The organism is Wolbachia endosymbiont (group A) of Phasia obesa (genome assembly GCF_964028125.1).
GTDB classification, from domain to species: domain Bacteria; phylum Pseudomonadota; class Alphaproteobacteria; order Rickettsiales; family Anaplasmataceae; genus Wolbachia; species Wolbachia pipientis.
The window spans coordinates 24,623-48,446 of record NZ_OZ034764.1; the positions used below are offsets into that span (position 1 = coordinate 24,623).

The 23,824-nt window shown below is 35.0% G+C and carries 22 protein-coding genes; 15 read left to right on the forward strand and 7 right to left on the reverse strand.

Going from position 1 to position 23,824, the window contains the following annotated elements; genetic code table 11:
- Window positions 1-26: 26 nt before the first annotated feature.
- The 3 genes from ABWU29_RS00145 (at window position 27) to ABWU29_RS00155 (ending at window position 5,707) form a co-directional block, all read left to right on the forward strand.
- Entirely contained in the window at window positions 27-2,381 is a 2,355-nt protein-coding gene (locus ABWU29_RS00145; protein ID WP_141456684.1) for a type VI secretion protein, read from the forward strand.
- On the forward strand, window positions 2,362-5,148 hold the full coding sequence (locus ABWU29_RS00150; RefSeq protein WP_353280028.1) for a hypothetical protein: 2,787 nt from the start codon (window positions 2,362-2,364) through the stop codon (window positions 5,146-5,148). The genes ABWU29_RS00145 and ABWU29_RS00150 overlap by 20 nt, the downstream gene beginning before the upstream one ends.
- Before the next feature lie 121 nt (window positions 5,149-5,269).
- Window positions 5,270-5,707 (forward strand): hypothetical protein, encoded by a 438-nt coding sequence (locus ABWU29_RS00155; RefSeq protein ID WP_242049510.1) that lies wholly within the window; start codon window positions 5,270-5,272, stop codon window positions 5,705-5,707.
- Between the two features lie 54 nt (window positions 5,708-5,761).
- On the opposite strand, the gene ABWU29_RS00160 is transcribed toward ABWU29_RS00155, so the two are convergent.
- Complete coding sequence (locus tag ABWU29_RS00160; RefSeq protein WP_015589424.1) at window positions 5,762-6,253, reverse strand: SH3 domain-containing protein; 492 nt, start codon at window positions 6,251-6,253, stop codon at window positions 5,762-5,764.
- 70 nt (window positions 6,254-6,323) lie between these two features.
- Between ABWU29_RS00160 and ABWU29_RS00165 the strand changes: the two genes are divergently transcribed.
- Together ABWU29_RS00165 and ABWU29_RS00170 are read left to right on the forward strand one after the other, a co-directional pair.
- Entirely contained in the window at window positions 6,324-7,652 is a 1,329-nt protein-coding gene (locus ABWU29_RS00165; RefSeq protein ID WP_141456686.1) for a pyruvate dehydrogenase complex dihydrolipoamide acetyltransferase, read from the forward strand.
- A 69-nt stretch (window positions 7,653-7,721) separates the two neighbouring features.
- Window positions 7,722-8,546 (forward strand): hypothetical protein, encoded by an 825-nt coding sequence (locus ABWU29_RS00170; protein ID WP_015589426.1) that lies wholly within the window; start codon window positions 7,722-7,724, stop codon window positions 8,544-8,546.
- 45 nt (window positions 8,547-8,591) lie between these two features.
- Here the strand turns inward: ABWU29_RS00170 and ABWU29_RS00175 are convergent, their stop codons facing one another.
- The 3 genes from ABWU29_RS00175 to ndk all read right to left on the reverse strand — a co-directional run bounded on the left by ABWU29_RS00175 (window position 8,592) and on the right by ndk (window position 11,748).
- Window positions 8,592-9,812 carry a P-loop NTPase fold protein gene (locus ABWU29_RS00175; RefSeq protein ID WP_015589427.1) on the reverse strand — a complete coding sequence of 407 codons (1,221 nt, stop codon included), beginning with the start codon at window positions 9,810-9,812 and terminating at the stop codon, window positions 8,592-8,594.
- A gap of 3 nt (window positions 9,813-9,815) precedes the next feature.
- The gene (gene recR / locus ABWU29_RS00180) at window positions 9,816-10,421 is read right to left on the reverse strand and encodes a recombination mediator RecR (RefSeq protein ID WP_010963080.1); all 606 of its coding nucleotides are present in this window, start codon (window positions 10,419-10,421) and stop codon (window positions 9,816-9,818) included.
- A 907-nt stretch (window positions 10,422-11,328) separates the two neighbouring features.
- Window positions 11,329-11,748, reverse strand: coding sequence for a nucleoside-diphosphate kinase (gene ndk / locus ABWU29_RS00185; protein WP_015589428.1), 420 nt, complete (start codon window positions 11,746-11,748; stop codon window positions 11,329-11,331).
- A 113-nt stretch (window positions 11,749-11,861) separates the two neighbouring features.
- On the opposite strand from ndk, the gene ABWU29_RS00190 reads away from it, so the two are divergent.
- The 3 genes from ABWU29_RS00190 to ABWU29_RS00200 all read left to right on the forward strand — a co-directional run bounded on the left by ABWU29_RS00190 (window position 11,862) and on the right by ABWU29_RS00200 (window position 14,499).
- Window positions 11,862-12,683 carry a hypothetical protein gene (locus ABWU29_RS00190; RefSeq protein ID WP_015589429.1) on the forward strand — a complete coding sequence of 274 codons (822 nt, stop codon included), beginning with the start codon at window positions 11,862-11,864 and terminating at the stop codon, window positions 12,681-12,683.
- Window positions 12,684-13,631: a ferrochelatase gene (gene hemH / locus ABWU29_RS00195; RefSeq protein WP_010082099.1), complete on the forward strand. Its 948-nt coding sequence runs from the start codon at window positions 12,684-12,686 to the stop codon at window positions 13,629-13,631.
- Window positions 13,632-13,701: 70 nt separating this feature from the next.
- Complete coding sequence (locus ABWU29_RS00200) at window positions 13,702-14,499, forward strand: hypothetical protein (protein ID WP_006280195.1); 798 nt, start codon at window positions 13,702-13,704, stop codon at window positions 14,497-14,499.
- Window positions 14,500-14,502: 3 nt separating this feature from the next.
- Here ABWU29_RS00200 and gshA read toward each other — a convergent pair whose 3' ends face one another.
- Window positions 14,503-15,663 carry a glutamate--cysteine ligase gene (gene gshA, locus ABWU29_RS00205; protein ID WP_015589431.1) on the reverse strand — a complete coding sequence of 387 codons (1,161 nt, stop codon included), beginning with the start codon at window positions 15,661-15,663 and terminating at the stop codon, window positions 14,503-14,505.
- 115 nt (window positions 15,664-15,778) lie between these two features.
- On the opposite strand from gshA, the gene hslV reads away from it, so the two are divergent.
- Window positions 15,779-16,333: an ATP-dependent protease subunit HslV gene (gene hslV / locus ABWU29_RS00210; RefSeq protein WP_006280198.1), complete on the forward strand. Its 555-nt coding sequence runs from the start codon at window positions 15,779-15,781 to the stop codon at window positions 16,331-16,333.
- 1 nt (window position 16,334) lies between these two features.
- Window positions 16,335-17,825, forward strand: a complete 1,491-nt coding sequence (hslU, locus tag ABWU29_RS00215) for an ATP-dependent protease ATPase subunit HslU (RefSeq protein ID WP_006280200.1) — start codon at window positions 16,335-16,337, stop codon at window positions 17,823-17,825.
- Between the two features lie 68 nt (window positions 17,826-17,893).
- On the opposite strand, the gene ABWU29_RS00220 is transcribed toward hslU, so the two are convergent.
- Both ABWU29_RS00220 and ABWU29_RS00225 read right to left on the reverse strand, forming a co-directional pair.
- On the reverse strand, window positions 17,894-18,835 hold the full coding sequence (locus ABWU29_RS00220) for an FKBP-type peptidyl-prolyl cis-trans isomerase (protein WP_015589432.1): 942 nt from the start codon (window positions 18,833-18,835) through the stop codon (window positions 17,894-17,896).
- On the reverse strand, window positions 18,828-19,619 hold the full coding sequence (locus ABWU29_RS00225; protein WP_141456688.1) for a polyprenyl synthetase family protein: 792 nt from the start codon (window positions 19,617-19,619) through the stop codon (window positions 18,828-18,830). Before ABWU29_RS00225 ends, ABWU29_RS00220 begins: the two co-directional genes overlap by 8 nt.
- A 181-nt stretch (window positions 19,620-19,800) precedes the next feature.
- On the opposite strand from ABWU29_RS00225, the gene acpP reads away from it, so the two are divergent.
- The 5 genes from acpP (at window position 19,801) to murA (ending at window position 23,819) form a co-directional block, all read left to right on the forward strand.
- Window positions 19,801-20,025 (forward strand): acyl carrier protein, encoded by a 225-nt coding sequence (acpP, locus tag ABWU29_RS00230; protein ID WP_213863337.1) that lies wholly within the window; start codon window positions 19,801-19,803, stop codon window positions 20,023-20,025.
- Between the two features lie 13 nt (window positions 20,026-20,038).
- Entirely contained in the window at window positions 20,039-21,310 is a 1,272-nt protein-coding gene (gene fabF / locus ABWU29_RS00235; protein WP_015589434.1) for a beta-ketoacyl-ACP synthase II, read from the forward strand.
- Between the two features lie 3 nt (window positions 21,311-21,313).
- A complete protein-coding gene (locus tag ABWU29_RS00240) occupies window positions 21,314-21,439 on the forward strand; it encodes a hypothetical protein (RefSeq protein WP_255324783.1) in 126 nt (41 codons plus the stop codon).
- A 461-nt stretch (window positions 21,440-21,900) separates the two neighbouring features.
- Window positions 21,901-22,386 carry a CPBP family intramembrane glutamic endopeptidase gene (locus ABWU29_RS00245; RefSeq protein ID WP_227738600.1) on the forward strand — a complete coding sequence of 162 codons (486 nt, stop codon included), beginning with the start codon at window positions 21,901-21,903 and terminating at the stop codon, window positions 22,384-22,386.
- Between the two features lie 155 nt (window positions 22,387-22,541).
- A complete protein-coding gene (gene murA / locus ABWU29_RS00250; RefSeq protein WP_353280029.1) occupies window positions 22,542-23,819 on the forward strand; it encodes a UDP-N-acetylglucosamine 1-carboxyvinyltransferase in 1,278 nt (425 codons plus the stop codon).
- The last annotated feature ends 5 nt before the right edge of the window (window positions 23,820-23,824 follow it).

Here is a 23,824-nt window from a genome sequence, read left to right on the forward strand (position 1 = left end):
TTTAATTATCTTTATTGAATACGCATATGCAGTTAAAAGTACCAACAGTTAACTCTAAGCTTAAAAAAAAGAACAACTTAGCATTACTAGAAAGCATTGATTTAGATTTTGTTCCTTATGCTTGTCATTACGATGAAGAAACCATACTAACAAAACAGGGAGAATTGTTAAAAATAATCAAGTTAGAAGATTATTCTTCTGTTGATAACTACAGCGACCTCAGAACTGAAATTAGAAAAAGCATATCAAAAAATATTAATAGCCTGTGTTTTACCGTTTGGATTCATACCGTTAGAAAGCGCAATAAACTGAGCTTGAAATGGAATAAAACTGAAGACTTCTCTGACAACCTACATTCAACGTGGTTTAATAAACTAACTGATAGTAAATTACAGTATATAAATGAACTATACATTGTAATATTGTTTAGCGATTTTGGCAAGCATACTAATAATTCGTTTTTTTTCAATAGAATAAAGAATAAGCATAAGTTGTCTTTACAAGAAAGCCATCAGGAGTTGCAAAAGATAACTGACGTAATTCAAAATGATTTAGGACCTTTTGGAGCTAAAAAACTGAGTCTAAGGTTTAGTGAAGGTAAAATATATTCTGAAATGATAGAATTTCTCCACTATATTGTTACATTAACGCACAAAGATTATCCAATACATGAAAGGGACCTGTCGCAATATATTAGAAATTTTAAAATAGCTTTTGGTTTCAATACGTTTCAAACAATATTTGAAAATCAACAGAAATTTGGCTCTATTTTCAGCATAAAAGAATACCGGGAAATCTCTTTAGGTAATATAGATAGATGCTTGCAGCTTGAATCTGAATTTATCATTACAGAAATAATGATATTTACTAGTAATAACAAAGCAATAAAAGAATTTAAAAAACAAATCAACATGCTGCAAATTAGTGAGGATAATACCTTACTTAAAAGCTCAGGAATTGAAGAAATAATAGAGCTTGAAAAGACCTCTAGTATAGACTTCTGCCAACAGAAAATTATTTTTACAATATTTGCAGATGATAGGAATAAGTTAGCTGAAAGTATTAGTGATTTATCTTCTATAATGTCATTAGTTGGCTTCATGATGTTTAGAACTGATTTACATATGGAAAGTCATTTTTGGGCACAACTTCCAGGCAATTTTGCTTTTATTACGCAACCGAAAAATATCTTAACAAAATACGCTTGCAGCTTTGCTATGCTGCACGATTTTACGTCAGGTACATTAAAAGGAAGAAGGTGGAAAGAAGCGGTAATGATTTTTTTCTCAAAAAAAGGAAATCCTTACTTCTTTAATTTTCATGGAAAAAGAAATAATGGCCATACTACGATACTCGGAGCTCCAAATTCAGGCAGAACTTCACTCATTAATTTTCTATTATCAGAATCAAGAAAGTTTAACCCAAGAATTGTCATATTGGATAACACTGGAAAATCAATAATTTTTACTAAAGCAGTGAGTGGTAAATATTACATAATCGATCCAAAATATAAGGACAAAAGCCTAAAATTTAATCCACTAAACATTGAAGATAGTGCTTCCAATCGCAATATGTTGGTTGAACTGATCAGAAGAATGGTAGCCGATACGAGCTTGGTGGACGTAGAAGAAAAGATAAGAAAAATTGTGGATTCTATATTTGCTATACCCAAGGAATCACGTTCTATTTCACAAATTTCTGAGGTGCTCTTGCTCCTTGGGGGTAAGATAAGTAGATGGTGTGACGATGGTGACTTTGCTTACTTATTTCAAGATGGTAATGAATCAGATATTGACTGGGAAACAAAAATTATATCTCTCAACACCGCAAACCTTACAAAACAAAAGGAATGTATGTCCGTGATACTTTACTATTTTTTATATTCTTTTGAGGCAAAATGTGATGGCTCGCCTGCAATACTTGTTTTGGATGAAGCATGGGAGATAAGTAATATTTTTCCTACAGAGAAAGAGTTTGATAACTGGATGCAAAGAATGACGGAACTAAATGTTGTAGTAATCCTAAGTACTGAAAATTTAAATCTCGCATTTGCTAGCAAATTTACTCAATATTTAGATAAACATGTTGATACAAGAATCTTGATGCCGAACGTCAATGCAAATAGATTATACATGAAAGCATTTTCTTTATCAAAAGAGGAGCTGAATATAATTCTGCAGACGCCAACGCAGGAAGGTTTATTTTTGATAAAACAGTATAAAGGATTAGTAACTTTAAATTTAGATTTAAAGAATATGCAAGAAATACATGTACTTTCAGCTAACAAAGAGACGATAAAGTATATGTACGAGGCAATAAAGGAAAAAGGAGAAGAAGTTAATGAGTGGTTACCGGTATTTTATGAGAAGTGTAAGGCTTAATTTCTTATTGATATTTTTTTTGATACTTGGTCTTTCGTATCAAGGATATGCTGATTGTCCAACATTTGTAGAAAGTAATACTTGGTTGGAAGCAATAGTTGGTGGAGATTGGGTAAAGGAAATTAAGGTGCAAGCAATAAAAGATCAAGGAGTTGATGGTTACTTTAATCCCAAAATTAGAGTATGTGCTTATGATGGACAAAGTTATTGTTATGACTTACAAAGTGGGGAATCCTGCCGCCAGATATATGGAACGCAAGGTACAGGAGCTGGAGTTTCTGCTGCAGCTTTTATCGACTGGGAAGGAGATAAAACAAAAGCTGGAGGAGAAATTGCTCGGGGTCTTAAATGGGAATGGGCAGACGGTGTTACTGATGAGGAAAAAAGAAGATTCGCTAACTCTCCTAAAATATGTGCTTGCAGTCAAAAAGGGGCTTGTATGTCAGGAATTTCTTCATGGGGTTCTAGAGTATTTTCGGGTGAGAATATTTTCCGTCCTGGGGAGATGGAAAAAGTCTGTGATACCTGCTACCAAACGGCAGTAAAATGTGCTCCTGTGCCACTTGCACCTAGCCCCCCTCCATTCTGTGAACAACTTGCGATGTCACCTCCACAAGTTAGAATTGTTCCTATAACAAATGAAGATAATGATTACTTCGATCCAAGAGTTGGGGTGATAATTAGCGGACTGGAGGAAAGAAAAGAGTTAGGTTTTCCACACGTTGTTTCAAATAATGAGAACATTCCAAATCACTCATATACTGTTACAGATAAGGATACTCACTATTACTTCAAAACCTATAGAAAAAAGGGCCAGCTCTGTGCTGAATACCTTGGAACTCAAAGTATAAATGAACAAAATCCACAGTTCGTCCGCTGTTTTCCTGCACCACCTGCTCCAGAACCTGAGATAGTGGAGATAGTAAATAAAAATACATTGAAAGTAGAAATGAAGATGAGTGAGAGCACTTGTGCTAAAGCACATGGAACCTATAGTAATGGTTCCTGTACTTTTAATGTTAATACTGACCTCAACCATCCTATAAACATTGGCCCCCTATCTTTAAAAGTAGTAAAACCAGCAATAGTAGCAAAAACAACTGATAGTAATATTGATAATATTATAGAAGGTATATTAGAAAGTAATCCGCAACAATTTAAAGTTCTGAAAGAATATGGCTATGTTCCTGATGTGCAAATTAAATGTTCTAAAGGCGGAAGTTTTTATAGTTTTAATGATTTTGAGAAAAAGTTAAAAGACAAATCTATTCAATGTGAATTTAATAACTCTGGGCAGCCGGAAATAGAAGTAAAGTATAAAGGAAATTCTAACAGTAAAATGCTTTGTCTTTCTGGATGGCAGCCAGAACCAGAGGAGTTTGTTCTTAAAAGAGAAAATAAAATAATACCACTAAAATTAATGGGAACAAGATATACTAAATACAATGCTGTTTACTCCAAGGAATCAAATCAGTTCTATTATCTTCCAAGCAAGGAAAATAAAAGAGCCGATCTCTTAAACAAAGATCAGAGTGAGTTAGATAAAATAATATTCAATAAACAAGGGTATGTTTTCTTCCCTGATGAAAATGAGCAGAAGAAGAGAGAATGCAGTTACTGTGTAAAAAGAAATGATGAGATAGACGATACATTTAAATCTAGTAAAGGACTGAAAGTAGTATACAAATTGACGGATGTAGAGCATAGAGAAAAATGTAATCAAGGTGATGATGGTTGTATCTGCTTTACTGGAACATGCAGCCGTTCAACACGATATGTAGACAAAGAAAACACTCAACCTTTTTATACAAAGATTTCACAAAATACAAATGGCGTTGTCACACAACAAGAAGCACCAATTAAAGCAAACAGAACGGAGGTCTTTTACGCTGATAAATTGTGTAGGTTCGATTTAGAAGGTCTCAAAGAGAAGTTAAAAGAGATAATCGAGAAACAACTGGAAAAAGAGAAACAAGAACCGGAAAAAAAGAGCGAAAAGTCCCATGTTTTTGGAAGTGGAGATTATGATGTGGATGGCTCACAAATAACATCTAGCCGTGTTGAAATAGAAGTGTGGGGATGTGGTGAAGCAGGTCACATAAAAGATACACCTTACACTTACACACCTAATTCCACTGAAAGTAGAGTAGGAATGCCAGGAGATTATATTAAAGCTGAATTGGAAATTGATCTTGATTATCCTATAATTAACATTAAAGTTGAACAGGGAGGAGGTAACAGGGAAAAGGAATATACAGATAAGGATGGGGGTCCTATTTTTATAAGAAAGTGTCGTTTAGGTAAACAAGAGTGCAAGGATTTAATCACTATGGGAGGCGGAGGCATCTATAAAATATATGAGTATAAGGATTATACCGAACCAATAATTGATGATAGTGTAAAATTAAAAGAAAAAACCACAACAACAGGATTGCGGGTTACTGAAGATAATAAAATAATATATATAGAAAATGGTGAAATCAAGCATGAAACAGTAAAGTGTAGCAAGGGTTTTGGAAGCAGTAAACCTGGTGCAGGTGGTTGCATTGATAAAAGCAAAAGAATTTATGGTAAAGGCTCTGCAGGGCAGGTGAAGGTAACGCCTATTATAAAGGGATTTGACATAAACATAATAAATGATGCTATTGAAAAAATGATAGGAAATCGATATGATCCCGGGGAGGTTAGGGATTTTTCGAGGAGTGAGTTTGACACGAGTTTAACTAAGATGATTGAAGAGGAACTCAAAAAAGAATTGTTAAGGTAAAAAGATATAACTCTGAAAATTATGCTCTCGTTTTAATAATTAATTAAAGTAAAGCATGTAGTAAATGGTGTAATTGCTGTATCTTAACAAAAAGGTATAACGAATGTAAGGAGGGTACTTTATGTCTCTAAAGAATAAAATTTCTGAGCTAATAGAACAACAATTTAGCATTAAATACCATGACAATTATTTGGCTTACGCTATACATAAGTGGGCTGCAAGCGAAATATCTAATTCCATTGCTTTTTGCATAATTGGTTGTGGAAATTGCAAGATTGGATATCAAGATGCTGCAAATTCGTTCAACATAACAAAAGAAGAAATTGAACAAGGTAATATTGCAAGCATAGAAAGTAAAATAAAAAGTGAAGCTGAAAAATCAGGTAGCGAGTTTTCTGAGTTGATTTCTAGAGTGGATCAATCGCTAAGAGAACAAAGTGAAAAGTCTATTGTACAAATTTTAGATTCATCCGCTGAGGAGATGTTAAGGAGTTTCTGTGATAGCCCTGTACAGTCTCCAGAGCATGAAGAAGTCAGTGCCATCCTCTGCTTCACATGAAGAGCATGCTACAGAAGGCCTAGAAACTAGTGTTAATTCAGATCTTTTGTCAACCTAATCAACCCCATATATATGTTTTTTTTGTACCCATGCTTTGCGTTTTGGGGTAGAAAGAAAACACCACTCTTCGTTACACTTTTCTATTTTCATTACAACAAATTTGTCTATTTTTATAGTAATCTTGCTGTCTACACTCTGTTTTTGATATCCATAAGTATCTTCTTTTACAATCGCGTAGCGCTTATCACTAAGAAGATTGCCTTTTATCCATCCGCAGTCTTCATCTATATCGCAGACCTTTTTCCAACTCTCAAACTCTTCTATCACTTTCAGGGGCAGATTTTTGCAAGTGTATATCCATTTTACAGGATAGTGAAACCCTGGCCCCGTTCTCATGTTGATCTTATTTGATTTGGTTGAAACAAAGTTGTTAGCAAACAAGCTATGGCTAAATAATAAAAACAATAGGATAATAGTACTGAACCAAGATCCCAGTGTCACGCACTGGGATAACGTGAGGGATAGTGTAACAGACTTATTCATCATAATTCACGATTAGGTTGACATAAGATAAAGAGTAAATTAAAAATTGAATAGATCTTTAAATGCAAAATCAATGCCTATAGAAATATTAATGCCTGCTCTTTCACCGACAATGAGCAAAACTGGAGGAAAAATTGTAAAGTGGCATAAAAAAGAACAAGACAAAGTTGAAGTAGGCGACGTAATTGCTGAGATAGAGACTGATAAAGCCATAATGGAGTTTGAATCTGTAGATGAAGGAGTTGTAGCAAAAATTTTAGTAACAGAAGGAACAAGTGGCGTGCCTGTAAATCAACCAATAGCTTTAATGCTGGAAGAAGGGGAGGATGAAAATGCACTTAACAACTATACCTCAACTTCCATCAATAGTGCAGTTAAAAAGGAAGTGACAAAATGTGCTGTTGATAATCAAAAATCAGAACACCAAGATTTAAACGGAAAGCCAATAAGTCATTCTTCGGTGTCATTCCAGCGCGTGACGCTGGAATCCAACCTCTCAATGTCATCCCAGTGCTTGACACTGGGATCTAGAAAAGAAGAAGATACTAAGACAACAGAAGGTAGAATAAAAATAAGCCCATTAGCTAAGAAAATAGCTCAAAATGAAGGGGTTAATGTGCAGCAATTAAAAGGTACAGGACCATACGGTCGCATAATTAAGGCTGATGTGTTGGAGTTTTTAGGCAGTGGTATACATACTGAAAGTCCTGAGATAGTTGAAGTAAGCAACATACGCCAAGTGATAGCACAGCGCCTGACTGAATCCAAACAGAATGTTCCACATTTTTATTTAACTGTAGACTGCCAGGTTGATAAGTTAATATCGTTAAAAAACGAGATTAACTCAGCAGATGAAAACAATAAAGTAACAATCAATGACTTAATTATCAAAGCTGTGGCTTTTAGCATGAAAAAATTTCCTGATATAAATTCTTCGTGGATAGATAATAAAATACTTAAATACTCGAATGTAGATATCTCAATCGCTGTGGCACTTGAAGATGGGCTAATTACTCCTATAGTAAAAAATGCTGATAAAAAGGGTATTTTATCTATATCAAAAGAAGTGAAAGATTTAGTAAGCAGAGCAAGATCTGGAAAATTGAAACCTGAAGAGTTTCAAGGAGGAGGGTTTACTATCTCCAACTTAGGGATGTTTGGTATAAAAGCCTTCAGTGCTATAATCAATCCGCCGCAATCTTGCATTATGGCAGTTGGTGCATCTAAAAAACAACCAATTGTTATGAATGAGAAAATAGAAACAGCAGAAATAATGACAGTAACGCTCTCTGTTGACCATAGAGCAGTTGATGGGGCACTCGGAGCAAAGTTTTTAAATGCCTTTAAGCATTATATAGAGAATCCTCTGGTGATGCTTATTGAAACTGCGGTAATCTATTAGCATTGTTATTACAAAATTAATACCTCTAAGTTTATACTTTTATTAGTTAATAGGTTTAGAGGTAAAAAAATGAATACTACAGTAGAAAAAAATAATCCAAAAATTTTTCCTCAAAATGAAGGAAAGATTAACTCAAAAGGCATGGTTGCCCCACCTGTTCCTCCGAAATCTTCCCAAGCTAAATTTGCTGGAATAAAAGCAATTTTTGAGCGAAATGTACCTCATTCTCAAGCAAATGATAGTAATGAAACAGTGAGTAGCAATCTTGGAAGAACATTTGGCCCAACAATGCAAAAACTCATGGAAGACAACATTCATAGCACTCCTAACAAACAACGCCGCAATTCAGGGGATAGTGGTATCAGTGATATTAGTAGCAGCACTTCTGATGATGAGGATAGAACAATAAAAGATAAAATGATGGAAAATGTTAAGCAGGATAACCATCAAAAAAGCTTTGATTTACATAAAGTACAAGCAACTGATGAATTAGAAACCGTAAAATTTCTCAAAACGCTAAGCAAGAAAGAAAGAGAAAAACTTGGTTTTTCTCCTAAACAGCAAAATAACCAAAAGGTTGAGACTAGCAAAAAAACTTATAATCCACTTGATTGGAATCCAATCTATCAAGGTAAAAAGCTCTTTAGCTTAGGCAATATGTCGAGTAATTCGTCTTCATGTAGTGAAAAAAGCAATATTTCAGATGTAAGCGATAAGTCTAATAATTCAAACATTGTTAGATGTAATATTACTAGGAGTAACAGTAAGGAAGACCTTCGTAAACCTGATGCTTCACATAATGACAAATCTGCAGGTAAAAAATTATCTAATGTCAATGTAAGCGAATTAATCAGAAAGTTTGAACAAGGTAATGACATAGTAAAAGGGCGTTAATCAAATGTTACCCTATCTTTGTATATGTGAAGGTAGGGTATCTTTTCAAAATAGTATATCCTTTATAGCTTTGTTAATTTTTGACTCCCTCTCTGCAAAAGCAGTTTCTAGAGAGGTTTTAAGTTTTTCCCATTCTTCTTGACCATTTAGAACTAAAGATTTATATTCATTTTCAATTTTTTCCAATGCTCTTTGATATGAAAAACCTAATTCCTCATATATATCAATATTTATCGATTGCAGTATTACCAAAAATGAAAACAAATTCGGATCAGGTAATTCTTCTCTTGTGTGATTCAGAAGACACAGCTTTATTTTTTTTACGCAGTATTCTATTGTTTTTAACGATAGTGACAGGCTTTCTGCATAAAATATAAAACTATCTACAATCAAATTTTTTGACTTTTTCGGTAATTTAATATTTTCAAATAGTTCTTTTGTAAATTTTTCTATCGGTTGTTTTGGCAAATGTAAAGAGAGATCAGTAAAAGATTTTAGGTCAAAATTTGGTCCAAGTATTGTGCTGATTGCTCTTTGTACATTACTCTTATCTTTACTTACAGGAATAATGAAAACCAGCCCCTCCACATCAAGCATATACTTTATAGATTCCAAAAAATCGACAACGAATTTAGGACGGCACACATCAAGATTATCCACCATTATATAAATGTTTTTGTCTTTTCTGATTTTATTAACCACATCCGCTAACTGTGTTTTAAAATCTCTAGTACTCTCTTTTCTTCTTTGGAGAAGACTTAATTCACTCAAGACAAAACCTATGTCTTTTTTATCAGCCTCTTTTGCAGCATCAAGAAATACTGAAAGCATAGCAAGTGGAGATTTACTGATCAGCTTTCCTAGTGTGTTTAGAGAAAATAGCTCTTGGTTTATGTTCTTGAACTGTTGTATAACACTTCTTTTTACTTTATACGATACAAATAAATCTTCAAATAGGAAATTTAAAAAAGAAGGCAGTGGTTGGTCCAATGCATTGATATCCCATGCACTATAATAAGCTGCAATTTCATTTTGCTGTTTTAACTCTTTTACCCATTCTTTCAAAAAAAACGTCTTGCCCCATCCATCATATCCTTCCAAAGATATTATTGTAAAAGACTGATCAATTGTTTTAATTATATTGTTAAATTTACCTGAAAATTGCTTATAGTTTAGACGGTCATTTTCCCAAGCCACCACTTTAAGTGGTGGCGCTATTTCTTTCTTTTTGAATGTTATTAGCGATATAAGTTTTTTTAAGCACATGTCTTATTTTATATTTAACTCATATTCTTGTCTTGAAGTAAGTGCTATCCTCAGCGTTCCTTCATCAAGATAGTCAATTTCTCCGCCCATTGGTATGCCGCAAGCAAGACGTGATATTTTCACATCCAAATTTTTTAGCAATTCAATTATATATTGTGCAGTAACTTGACCCTCTAATGTCGGATTAATTGCGATAATTATCTCTTCAATTTTAGACTCTGTCACTCTTTTCAGAATAGTATCAAGGTTGAGTTCTTTTGGACCTATGCCATTTATCGCAGACAATCTGCCCCCCAAAACATGGTATAAACCTGAATATATATTTCCTTTTTCAAACGCCCATAAATCACCCAATTCTTCTACTACACACAGTAACTTAGTGTCACGTTTTGGGTTAGTACAAATAGAACAAGGTGATTTAGTATCTAGATTTCCGCAAACTTCACACTCTATTATAAGATCTGCTAGCTCTTTAATCAAAGATGCAAGTGGTAGCATAACTTTTTCTTTGTTTTGGAGTAAATGTATAACTAACCTGCGTGATGATGATGGCCCTAAACTTGGCAATTTAGAGAAAGCATGAACTAGATTCTTTATGTTAACGTTCATTCAATAAATTCAGAATAGGCAGTCAAATGGTAACATCAAACCCTTTGTAAAGAAAGTGGTAAGTTTCTCTTGATCCACTTTGATTAGCTATAGAAAAAATTTTTTACTCTAACGCAAAAAATTACTTCCGCACACTTAAAGCCTGATTATAATAGACTTCTTGCATAACCCAAACTAAGTAGAAAAAGGTATCATCCGAGTAGCTCTCCTTTGTCATCCCAGTGCCCAGACACTGGGATCCAGGAATTTTATTAAGTTTGTAAGCATAAAAGTATAGCTAACGTGAGCTCTACGTCATACTGCCGCGAACCGTCATACCGCGATTCATTCGCGGTATCTCAGCCGCTAACAAGAGATCCCGCTAACAAGCAGCGGGATGACGGTTGTCGTTTAGCCATAAACATTAAGAAATTTACCAAATGAAAAAAAAGGCAAAAGAAGCCCTGGGTTTATTATCCGCTTTAAAATATTGGCGTTTTTTATGTTTTAAACGCTTGACAAGCGAGATTCAGCCGCTTTTAATTGCAACTAACTTACGCTGCAAATGTTTAAGAAATTTACTAAGCAGAAAAAAAGACAAAGAATCCCCGAGTTAGCTAGTCTTTTACTATCTCTGTCGAGTATTGGCATTTTTTGATGTCTTGTAACGCTTTATAAGCGCGTTCAGCTTATTTAGATAAAAACCTAGATGTAGATGAAGTTTTGTAAAGACATACAGTATCTATATACTGCAAAAAATTGAACATAAGACGCCGATACATTAAGTAATCCTTACCTTTTAATCTGCAGATTGGCGAAAGCAAATACAATAGCTTCAGTTTCATGATAAGGGGGCTGGCGGAGGGTGTCAAGCAAGTTTTTTCGTTTCTATGTTGTCAGCTACTTGGATGACGCCAATCTGAGTTGACTACACCAACTCACATTCAGCAAAAAAGAAAGCTATCTCCTTACGAGCATTTTCTAGACTATCTGAGCCGTGAACTCTATTTTCACTAATATCATCAGCAAAATCACCCCTGATTGTGCCTTTATCTGCCTGCTTTGGATCGGTAGCTCCCATGATTTGTCTGTATTTACTTACTGCATTTTCACCAACTAAAACTTGAACTACCACAGAACCAGAGGTCATAAACTCTACTAATTCCCCAAAAAAAGGCCTATCTTTATGAATTTCATAAAACAGCTCTGCTTGTTTTTTTGTTAGTAACATCATTTTTTGTGCTGTGATTTTCAGCCCAGATTGTTCGATGTAGGAATTTATATTGCCTGTAATATTATTTTTTACTGCATCAGGTTTTAATATCGAAAGTGTCTTCTCAATTGCCATATTATTCCCTTATATAAGATTGTATATTTATGGATTCATTTTATTGCAAATTTTGATTTGATAAAAGTAGTTTTTTATTTATAGTTAAGAATAAACCATCAAGGAGGTATTGTATGGGTGAATGTTGTAAAAATAACACTACTAAACAAGCTGAGCCTACCACTAAAAAACAAGCTAAATCTACTACTAAAAAATTAGTAAGTAACTTTAAGTCATCACTTTTTTGTGGAACAAAAGGATTTTTAACTTTTAATTTGGCCTTTTTAAGCTTTTTGGAATATAGCTTACATCATAATACAGAATTAAAAAAAGGTGCTGCTTTTGCAATGAAAAGAAACACTATTCCATTTCTTGAAATGGCTATCATAGTGCCATTTGTTTGTTTTGCACTGCCAGCTATGCTAGGCAGTATGAGCCTCATGCAATGCGCACTTTTATGTGCTTCCTTAATGATTGCCACATGTTTTATTGTCAGAACTTTTCATCTGCGTGAGAAGTTAATGGAAAAAATCACTAACCATAGTAGAAAAGAAATAGACGCGGAATTTAAGAAAGATACTATAAAATTTCCTATCTTTGATCAAAATAGAAAACACACCGAGTATAATTCGCCTAACTCAGGGCGACTACTGGATGAAACAAGTAGCACCTCTCTTTTCGTTAAAGTTTTACTTTTTCCCCTCAAGGTTCTTCTGAATGTCCTGCAAAGTTGTATAATGCTATCTTTAGCTGCTGTTGAACTTCTTGAAACGGTACCAAGTCTTTTTGTCGATACATTTTTCGATTGGAACTTCACATCTACCAAGAGTAACCTGAAGAGATCAGGCCACTTATTGTATGCCAGTGTAAGAAATTTAGTGCCTATAACTAAATTTGATGAGTGTGTAGCTAATTTTATAGGCACCCCAGAAGTAACTTGTTGTAGTAGTGCGTAGGTGAAAAAGGCAGTTATCTTATTTAATCTTGGCGGGCCTGATTCACTAAATGCGGTCCGTCCTTTTTTATTCAACCTTTTTTATGACAGGAGAATAATCAATCTACCGAATCCCTTTCGGTTTCTTTTAGCAAAGTTTATATCTGCGAAACGAGAAAATACTGCACGAAAAATATACGAGGAAATTGGAGGTAAATCGCCAATTCTAGAGAATACAAAAATGCAAGCTAATGCTTCAGAACTAAAATTAAACGAAAATAGAAACCATGTACACAAGGTATTCATCTGCATGCGCTATTGGCGTCCATTTGCTGACGAAGTTATTGAAAGTGTAAAACAGTTTGATCCTGACGAAGTAATTCTGCTGCCACTGTATCCACAATATTCAACTACCACAACTCTGTCATCCATCGAGAATTGGCAAAAAAATGCTAAACGGTATGGCCTAAAATGCAATACAAAAATGATTCACCGTTATTATGATAACCAAGATTTTATTGAAGCTCACACTAATCTGATAGCTAAGTACTATAAATTGGCTAGAAAAATCGGTAAACCAAGAGTCCTATTTTCAGCCCATAGCTTACCTCTTAGTATCATTAAAAAGGGCGACCCTTACGCTTCACAGGTAGAAAGAAGCGTAGAGTTAATAGTAGAAAAGTTAGCTATCAATAACTTAGATTGGTCAATATGTTATCAGAGTAAGATTGGTCCTGTAAAATGGCTAGAGCCAAGCACTGAAAGTGAGCTATTACGCGCAAAAGCTGATGGTGTACCTGTAGTTCTATCACCTATATCTTTTGTTTCTGAGCATTCAGAAACTCTAGTTGAACTTGATATAGAATATAAAGCAATTATCAAGGATGGATATTACTTTCGTGTGCCAACTCTCAGTACCGATCCCTTGTTTATAAAATGCTTAGCCGATTTGTGCATAAATCTCCCTTAAAGTCCTGATTCATAGGGCTTTTCTTTTAGGATTTTATGTGATAGAATAACAGGAAGTTATTAACTATTTCATGCCAAACAAGCTAAAAAAGAAATCTAACATACTCGCACAAAGGGTGCATGATATTTATGATCATGATTTCAGGAAGGTAATCTGCATCACAACAGGTTTAACAGCCCTATTGTGTAAGATTTCACTGCAATTTTGCTGCGAGTTCATTGACAATAATAGATCCAATATCTTTCTTATACGGAATGTTGCTCGACTAGTAAAGTTTCCGACATCTATTCTATACATTGCCCATTCTGCATTTACTCTACAGGATCTAATTAAGGATTACAGAAACCCTGAGAGTAAAAAAGAGCTGGCAAAAATTGTGGGTAAATCGGCTAATCTTGCAAGCAGCACCATAGAAGCGCTAATGATGTTGAAAATCATCCATTTTTGCACTGGAAGCAATACAGACATAATAAGTTATATTAACTTAACCTCAACGATCCTATTTTTGTTCATTTCAGAACCTATAAGCTATTATTATACATGCAAGGAATATCTGGATAATAAGGATCCTGAAAAGTCTGCTGAGTGTAAGAAGGACCTTATTATTAGCACATTAACTTTGTCGTTAGGTTTATTAAACTTCATATTAAGAAGGATAGAGACTCCAACTATACCAATAAACTTAGGTAATGGTATAATCTATAATTTCAACTTAAGCGTAACAGTCAGCATAATATATAGTGCAGTATTTCTTGCAGTTCAGCTTGACAAATTGTTTCAACAACCTGTCAATGATGATCCTTCCACTGAACTTGATGATGTTCATAATATAAACGGTCATTCTAATGACAGCACTGTAGAGGTATAAGAATTAGGGATGAAAAGATTTTATTTCTACTGCCAACGCTAGTACTGCTAATTTGCTAACAATACTCCAAAGTGATAGAATTTTACCTTCTACAACCTGGCTAACATCATGAAACTCACAGTCAGTGGCATTCAAGCTAGAATATACATCTTTTCTGCTATTACATCGGTATAAGTAACATGTTGGAGTATCTCCTATATAGTATATTAGCGGTTCTGCAGAACTGCTTTTAAACATGTCAATGGTTGGTACACCTTCTTGTATAATAACGCTATTGATTGCTATTCCTTCTTTTATCTTTTTCATTTTATGACGCTTTTTTTTATTGAGGTTTAATATTTCCTCTCCACTTGTTGCTGTTATAATGCCCATCCCATATGTGCCATTGCTTGCTTTGATAAAAACGTAAGGTTGTGTTTTTATTTCATATTCCTCATATTTTTTTTGCACTAGAGATAATATTTGGTCAACTTTAGTTGCTACTGCTCCTAGTGACAAATCATCATCAAAATCAACTCCATCACAGCTCTCTGTAAGCACAGAAATTAGCCATGGGTCTATTTTAAATTCGCCACAAAACTCAGATGCTAATTCTTGATAGATTTCAAAATACTTAAATTTCTGCCTGCTATGCCAACCGTATAGTGGGCTTGGTACTATATCTTGCTTTACGTCTTTCAGCGTGTCTGGAATGTGGCTCGTCATATCACGGTTCAGTATAATAACATCAGGCACAAATCCTGAAGTTGTCTTTAGCAGAGAGTTTTCTTTCACAACAGTTTCATACTGTTCTATTAAATTGTATACTTCATTATATAAAAGGCCAATTCTAGTCTCAAAACCTGCGAGTTGTAGTATTTTCTCTATAACAAATACGTTTTCTATATACATTTTATTGCGTGTATAATTTTCCGGTATTATAAGAACCTTTTTGTATTGATGTCTTTTAAAATAGCTTTTTATCAATCTTGCTGCCATCGTTCTTGATTCTTCACTTAAGTTATTGAACCCCGCAGGAAATAAATTAGCGTCTACTGGAACGATTTTATAGCCAGAGTTTCTAAGATCTATAGAGCTATAAAATGGCGATGTAAGGCCATTAAATTTTGCTTCGAACCAATTATTTATACTTTTTTCCAAATCTGGGTGAATTATGTTTTGCATCTGCACTTTAAATGTTATAAGGAAGGTATTATATTATAAGCTATAGTTGAACATATTTAGTAAATTTGACTAAAGATTAAAGTATAATGAGATTCTTATTTAAAGTGATAGAAAAATGATTCAACACGATAACAATAAAATGTATGGCACTACTATATTATCAATTAGAAAAGATAAAAGTGTAGTAGTAATAGGTGACGGACAAGTTTCACTGGGCCACACTGTTATAAAATCTGGAGCAAAAAAAGTTAGGCGTCTTTCTGGTGATTCCGTAATTGCTGGATTTGCCGGGGCAACAGCCGACGCATTTACTCTTTTTGAAAGATTAGAATCTAAACTTGACAAGCACCCAGGGCAATTAATGAGAGCATGTGTTGAACTTGCAAAAGACTGGAGAATGGATAAATATCTGAGGAAATTAGAAGCTATGATGATCGTTGCAGATAAATCTATTTCATTAGTAATTACGGGAACAGGTGATGTTCTTGAACCTGAAGATGGAGTCGCAGCTATTGGCTCTGGGGGAAATTTTGCTCTATCTGCAGCAAGAGCTTTAATTGACATTAAAGGAATATCAATAGAGGAAATTGCGAAAAAGGCTATGAAGATAGCTGGCGATATATGTGTTTATACAAATCATAATGTAGTTATTGAAAAGATAGAGGAGTGATATGTCTTCCAAGCAAAAAACTTTATGCACCAATTTTTCCAATCAGCCCATAACCCTTTCAGAAGGGCGGTCTTGTAGTAGTGACACCTACGATGAAAAAGATAACCTCTATAAAGATACTAAGAGTGGTTTTGATTCAAATGACAGCGATGTTCAAGTTAATGACAGCACTCAAGTTTTGTTAGATGACCTGCCACCACAGAAGATAGTTAAAGAATTGGACAGATTCATAATCGGACAGGATGATGCAAAGCGTGCTGTTGCTATTGCGCTCAGAAATCGTTGGCGTCGCAATCAGGTTCCATTTCCATTGCGTGATGAAATCATACCTAAGAATATATTGATGATCGGTCATACAGGGGTTGGTAAAACTGAAATAGCTCGTCGCTTAGCAAAACTTGCCGGTGCACCGTTCATAAAAATTGAGGCAACGAAGTTTACTGAAATAGGGTACGTTGGACGTGACGTTGATTCGATAATACGCGATTTAGTTGATGCAGCAATAGTTTTAGTTAAAGAGAAAGCCCGTAAAGCCTTAGCTAAAAAGGCTTTAATTTTAGCTGAGAAAACAATAGTAAACTCTATGGTAGGCGAAAATGCAACCGAAGAGAGTAAAAAAATTTTTAGAGAAAGGTTGAGGAATAAAGAGTTTGAGGACGGAGAAGTTTCTATTAACGTCAGAGAGAGCAAGAGTATGTTACCTACTTTCGATATACCAGGCATGCCAGGTGGGCAAGTTGGTGTGATGAATGTAACAGAAATAATGGGCAAGATGTTTAACGGGAGCAAAAAAACAAAAACTATTACGGTGAAGGTAAAAGAAGCGCGTGAAATATTAATTAATGAAGAAAGTGAAAGGCTAATGGATGAAGATAAGATAATCAAAGAAGCCATTGATCTTGTTAGTAATGACGGTATAGTATTTTTGGATGAAATAGACAAAATTGCAGCGCGTACAGAAGTAAAAGGTGAAGTAAACAGAGAAGGAGTGCAACGCGATCTGTTACCATTACTTGAAGGAACAACTGTTACAACTAAGTATGGCCATGTAAAAACAGACTATATATTATTTATTGCATCTGGTGCTTTTCATCAGTCTAAACCATCTGACCTCTTACCGGAATTGCAGGGCAGATTACCGATCAGGGTAGAACTTAAGGCACTTACTCAAGAGGATTTAATAAGAATATTAAAGGAACCAGAATCTAGTTTGTTAAAGCAGTACATAGCTTTAATGAAAACAGAAAATGTGACACTTGAGTTCACTGATGATGGTATAAAAACCATAGCTGAAATAGCGTTTACAGTTAATAGGCAAGTGGAAAATATAGGCGCAAGAAGGCTTCACACTGTCATGGAGAAGCTTTTAGATGAAATAAGTTTCATTGCTTCTGAGAAAAATAGCGAAAAATTCATTATAGACAGCAAGTATGTAAAAGATAAACTTGAGTCAATTTCGAAGCAGCTTGATTTATCTAAGTTTATACTTTAGGAAAAACGAAAAGCCTACTTTAAGTAGTATAGAGAGTGTTCAGAAGATTAGCCAGTAGACCTAAAATTTCAGCTATATTCTTTAGGCTGTTTTTCAACAGTAGAATGGTGTGCTGCGACCTCTTGCTTAACATCTAAGCTTAAGTCAATTATTGAGATATTTTTTTCATCATAATCTATGTCTTTTATTAACATATCGTCAGTAATAGTCAAAAGGTCAGGCGGAGAAAGAATAGTTCTTTTATTACCAGCTCTCATTCCCACAACTCCAAGCTCTATAGCAAGTGGTATTTTTTTATCGCCAACCCTAAATTGCACTGTTTGATCTTTGACTATATATTCCCCATTATGCTCCTTTACGCTATATTTAACCGATATCTCATCACCGCACCTTACTTGTTTTCCAGTCTTGTTAATTAAGTCATTAAAAACCATCAGATTATTTACTGAGTCGGGATATTTATCCTTTACTTCGATCAGTTTGACGTAATAAGAATTAAAATTCATTTTGTTCTCATTGGCAATAGTAACTACACGCTCTCCGCCTTCTTTCATACCTATTGCCCCTAAACTCACTTCTTTTAGGTCATCTTGACCTATTTTCAAAGTAACATCAGAAACTTTGCTAGGGAGTGTTGCTGAGTTATTATTAGAAATTTTATATATTTGCAATAGGACTTCCAGGCCACAAAAAGCCTTGCTGCCACTGCCTTCAGTAATTTCATAAAAATTTATCGAATCCTCTTCTTTTTGCTGCGTCATTTCTTCTAAATATTCTGTTAGCCCATGCTTTTCAATATAGCGGTCAAGTGCTGATTCAAGTATTGGCTTCACTAGGTAATATGCTATCGTCTGTATCAAACCACCATGCGTGGCATTTATCTCATAAAGCTTGTCCTTTTTTTCCGGTTTACCTTTGTTTATATAGACAATAGTAAACACAAAAGCAGAAGTTAAAGTGAGAATCATTACTACGGAAATAAGCATTTGTAATATAATTTTTCTAACCATCTTTCTTTACTTGATTCAATAAATCATATAAATAATTAGTATCCCCTGAAAGCGCACTCAAATTATCCAAGCCTTGTTTAAAGAGGCCGTCTATATAGTCCTCTACTTCACTTTTACCAAGCACAGACATTAGGTTATTTGTTTTATCTTGTTCGTAGTCTTCAATATCATCCTTAGCTTGAAAGATAAGCCCTAGGTTTATCCCGTAGTTATATAACGCTCTCCGTTGTTCATCTGTAGCACCCCCTATTATAGCACCTATTTCACATGAAGCTGCAAATAGTTTTGCGGTTTTCATCAAATGAATTTCTTTTATTTTGTTAAAATCTGTGTCAATATCTAAAGCCTGTCCTCCCACCATTCCCCTAATTCCTATTGCTTGAGAGAGCACTTTTATGATCTCACAGCGTTTCTCATTTAACGAAGATAATACCTCAAAAGCCAGAGTAAGTAGTGCATCTCCGGCAAGCACTGCTGTTGCTTCATCAAATTTTTTATGGCAGCTTAGCTGGCTTCTGCGAGTATCACTGTTGTCCATGCACGGTAAATCATCGTGAATTAGAGAGTAAGCATGAACAAATTCAATTGCTGCAGCAACTGATATTACTTTTTTAGCTTCCGCGTTAAACACTTGCGATGAAGCTATGACTAAAAAGGAGCGTATATGTTTTGCAGGAGCAAGGAGTATATAACGCATAGCTGATATAAGCTTATTCTCGCTATTTTCGGGTAAGAGTTTGTTTACTTCTACAATAAGCAAATTTTTTGTTGTTTCGTCTAGCATTTTTGAATTGTTAATTGTTTAGCACGTAACGCTAGCCAGCTAGGGCAGTAGAAAACTTTGCTGTAGTTTACCAGTTATAAAAGATATTGCAAACATAAAAATTTTTTATAACATCAAAGAATAGGTTATTTTTTTGGTAAGAAATGTGAATAGCGAACTAGCAAAGAGCACTAGAGAAGACATAGAAGAAAAAGTGAAAAAGATTATACTAGAGCACATTAGTAAGGATGTAGAGAAATTCAACAGCTCTTCAAAGCTTTCGGAGCATGGTACGGACAGTTTAGATGCAGTTGAAATCATCATGGCGGCAGAAGAAGAGTTCGGGATAGAAATTCCAGATGAAGACGCACAAAAAATGGAAACTATGGAGCAAATAGTTGAGTACATTAATAATAAAAAAGGCTAATAGTTAGTGTTAAATGAGCAGAAGAGTAGTAGTCACTGGTGTTGGTTTAATCACTCCACTAGCAGCAGATGTTGACAACACTTGGTTAAGGCTAATAAAAGGTGAATCCGGCATAAAAGCAATCAATACGGATAGATTTGACTCTTCTGATCTTGCTTGCAAAATTGCAGGGCAGGTGCCGTTGCAATCAGACAACATTGAGCACCATTTCAATCCACTAGATTATATTTCTGAGAAAGACTCAAAAAGGACAGATCGTTTTATCCATTACGGTATTGCAGCAGCTATTCAGGCAGTAGATGATTCATTAATTTTGGAAAGCCAAAATATCAATCGGGAACGTGTTGGTGTGACTATTGGCTCTGGTATAGGTGGTCTTCCGTCAATTCAGGAAAATGTTATTACCATGCAGGAAAAAGGGCCCAGACGTGTCAGTCCATTTTTTGTCCCTGCAAGTCTAATAAATTTGATATCTGGCCATATTTCTATTAAATACGAATTTACAGGTCCAAACGATTCAGCAGTAACCGCATGTGCAACAGGTGCGCATGCAATCATAAACTCAGCAAGAACTATAAAACTTGGTGAAGCGGATGTGATGATTGCAGGTGGAGCAGAAAGTGCACTGTGTAGAGTTGGAATTGCAGGTTTTGCATCTATGAAAGCGTTATCAACTAAATTCAATGATAAACCCAAAGAAGCTTCCAGACCATGGGATGCAGAACGCGATGGTTTTGTTATGGGTGAAGGAGCAGGTATATTGGTGTTGGAAGAATACGAACATGCAAAAAAAAGGGGAGCAAAAATATATGCTGAACTGAATGGATATGGACTCACAGGAGACGCACACCACATCACTGCACCGCATCCAGAAGGAAGAGGCGCATTTAAAGCAATGCAACTTGCTCTTCATAGTGCACAAATTAATCCCAATCAAGTAGGGTATATCAATGCACATGGAACTTCAACACCACTTGGAGATAAAATCGAAGTGATAGCAATGAAAAAGTTGTTCGGCGATTACGCTTATAAAATACCCGTTTCTTCAACTAAATCCTCTACAGGGCACTTGCTTGGTGCTGCAGGAAGCGTTGAGGCAATATTCAGTATTCTTGCATTAAATAATGGGATTATTCCACCAACCTTAAATTTACACAAGCCTTCAGAAGGATGTGATTTAAATTTTGTACCGTTTAAAGCTCAGGAGCATAAAATTCAATATGCACTTTCTAATTCGTTTGGTTTTGGTGGCACTAATGCATCGCTCATATTTGGACAAGTTTAGTTGATGTCACCCCAGTGTCTTCCTCTTGTCATTCCAGTACCCTCCTCTTGTCATGCAAGCAGCTCTCCTACTGTCATCCCAGCACGTGACACTGGGATGACAAACGGTTGTGAAATGGAATACATATAAAAATTAAACTATCAATAGCAATTCAAAAAGAAAAAATATTCTATTCATCCCTGAAGAAGTATTTTATTGACAATTTATGAATAAAGATCAATAATGCAGAAAAGGAATTGATGGGCGTATGCATGAATTTAACCACTATTAATTGTACATTATTTGTTGTAATTACATATTTTTTGACGTGCATTATAGCTTGGTGCTTACCTTTCAAAGACATAACATTATTAACAACATTTGTTCCGGCTTCAGTTGCAATTTTGCTAACCATTTATAATAAACAGAAGGTAAGGGATCTTTTTAAACTTAGTTCGCCAAAAAACTGTCTATTAGGGTTTATACTTATTCTGGTAAGTATGCTAATTTCCAATGGTCTTTTGTCAATTTACTGCGGTTTTTCATTTTTCCGAGAGTCTTTTACGTTAGACCGTGTAAAGGATTTGAGTGCAGTTTTGAGTCCATTAGTGATGTTATTTGTTTTATTATCAACCTTTGTGATGTGGATCATTATGTCTCTTGGTGAAGAGATCGGTTGGCGTGGCTATCTTTTGAAAAATCTTAAAAGCAAAATATCAAATTTTTATATCAGAGCAATTATTGTCGGTATTATTTGGTCAGTATGGCACATACCAACTTATGTGGTTGCTGGCTCAGCTTTGTGGAAGGATGGCTTTACATTCCCGACTATTTGTGCTTATACCCTTTATATTTGTGCAATGTCTATAATGTTTACCTGGTTGTTTGAAAAAGACAACTCGATTTGGCCAGTAACTATTGCTCATGCAACAAATAATCTTGTGTATAGTGTTTTGAGCATTCTAATGCCGTCTCCTCCTCTGTCAACTTTCGATGCAGTAATTCGCCTTACATTAGGAGCAGCTGGTTATTTCATTGTTGCAATTGGTGTTATTTGGTTTGATAAAGCTCGAGAGCGTCATTTGAGTAATTCATAGTATAAAATTTCGGGGGCAATTCGCATCAGGTGTCATGCAGGTAGCATGACACTGGGATGATGAGGAAGAAAAAGCAAATTTTGCCTTTTACGGTCAATCTATTATACTTAGTAAGACTTCAATAAACTAATGAATTATACTTTATATCTAATTAAATGCACAAGATATTAATAAGAAATAACTACAAACCTTTGGTCGGAAAAATCAAGATTAATGGCTCAAAAAATGCTGTTTTACCAATAATGGCAGCAAGTCTATTAAGTAGCTCCCCGGTAATTTTGCATAATGTACCTGATTTAATTGATGTGTATCTAATGTCTAAGTTGCTTGAAAGTCTTGGAGCAGAAGTGAACTTTATGCACAATAAAAATTATAAAGCGAACCATACTTTGAAAATTGACTGCAGCAATATCAACAATCACGTGATGCCATATAAAACCGCAAGTAAGCTAAGAACTTCTTTTCTAATATTGGGTCCAATGCTTAGCAGATTTGGCAAAGCGAGAACAGCATTTCCTGGTGGATGCAACATTGGAAAGCGTCCCGTTGATATGCATATTAAAGCATTAGAAGAAATGGGAGCTAAAATTGAAATTGACGGCTATAATATAATTGCAACAGTGAAAGGAAAGCTACAAGGAAAAGAAATCACATTTGAGAAAATAAGTGTTGGCGCAACAGAAAATGTAATAATGGCAGCAACATTTGCAGAAGGAGTGACAACAATAAACAATGCTGCAACTGAGCCGGAAGTTCTTGATTTAATAGATTTTCTGAAGAAAATGGGTGCTGATATTGAAATTGATAATACAAAGGTCATAATAACAGGAGTTGAAGCACTAAATGGATGTGTTCATAAAATAATACCAGATCGCATAGAAGCAGGCACCTATGCACTAGCTGCTATAATAACCGGTGGTAAGTTGGAGTTGGAAGGAATAAATCTATCTGATATAAGGTGTATTACAAATGAGTTGGAGACTATAGGAGCTATGGTTGAACTGTATGATGGAGGCATTGTTATTTCCAGAAAAAATGGCTCTATTAAGTCTGCTAACGTTGCGACAGATCCATATCCCAATTTTCCCAGTGATATGCAACCACAACTGATGTCTGCAATGTGCATCGCTGATGGGATATCAGTAATTGAAGAGAACATTTTTGAAAACAGATTTACACATGCAGATGAATTGAGAAAGTTAGGTGCTAATATCAGCATCGAGAAAAGCAAAGCTACTATAAGTGGAATAAAAAGCTTATCTGGAGCTAATCTATATGCTACTGACTTAAGATCAACAGCAGCTTTGGTGCTTGCTTCTTTGGTAGCCGGTGGAGAAACTATAATAAACAATTCACATCATTTATGGAGAGGATATGAAGCAATGCATGAAAAACTCAATTCATGTGGAGCTGATATCTCCATTTCGTCTTGAGGATA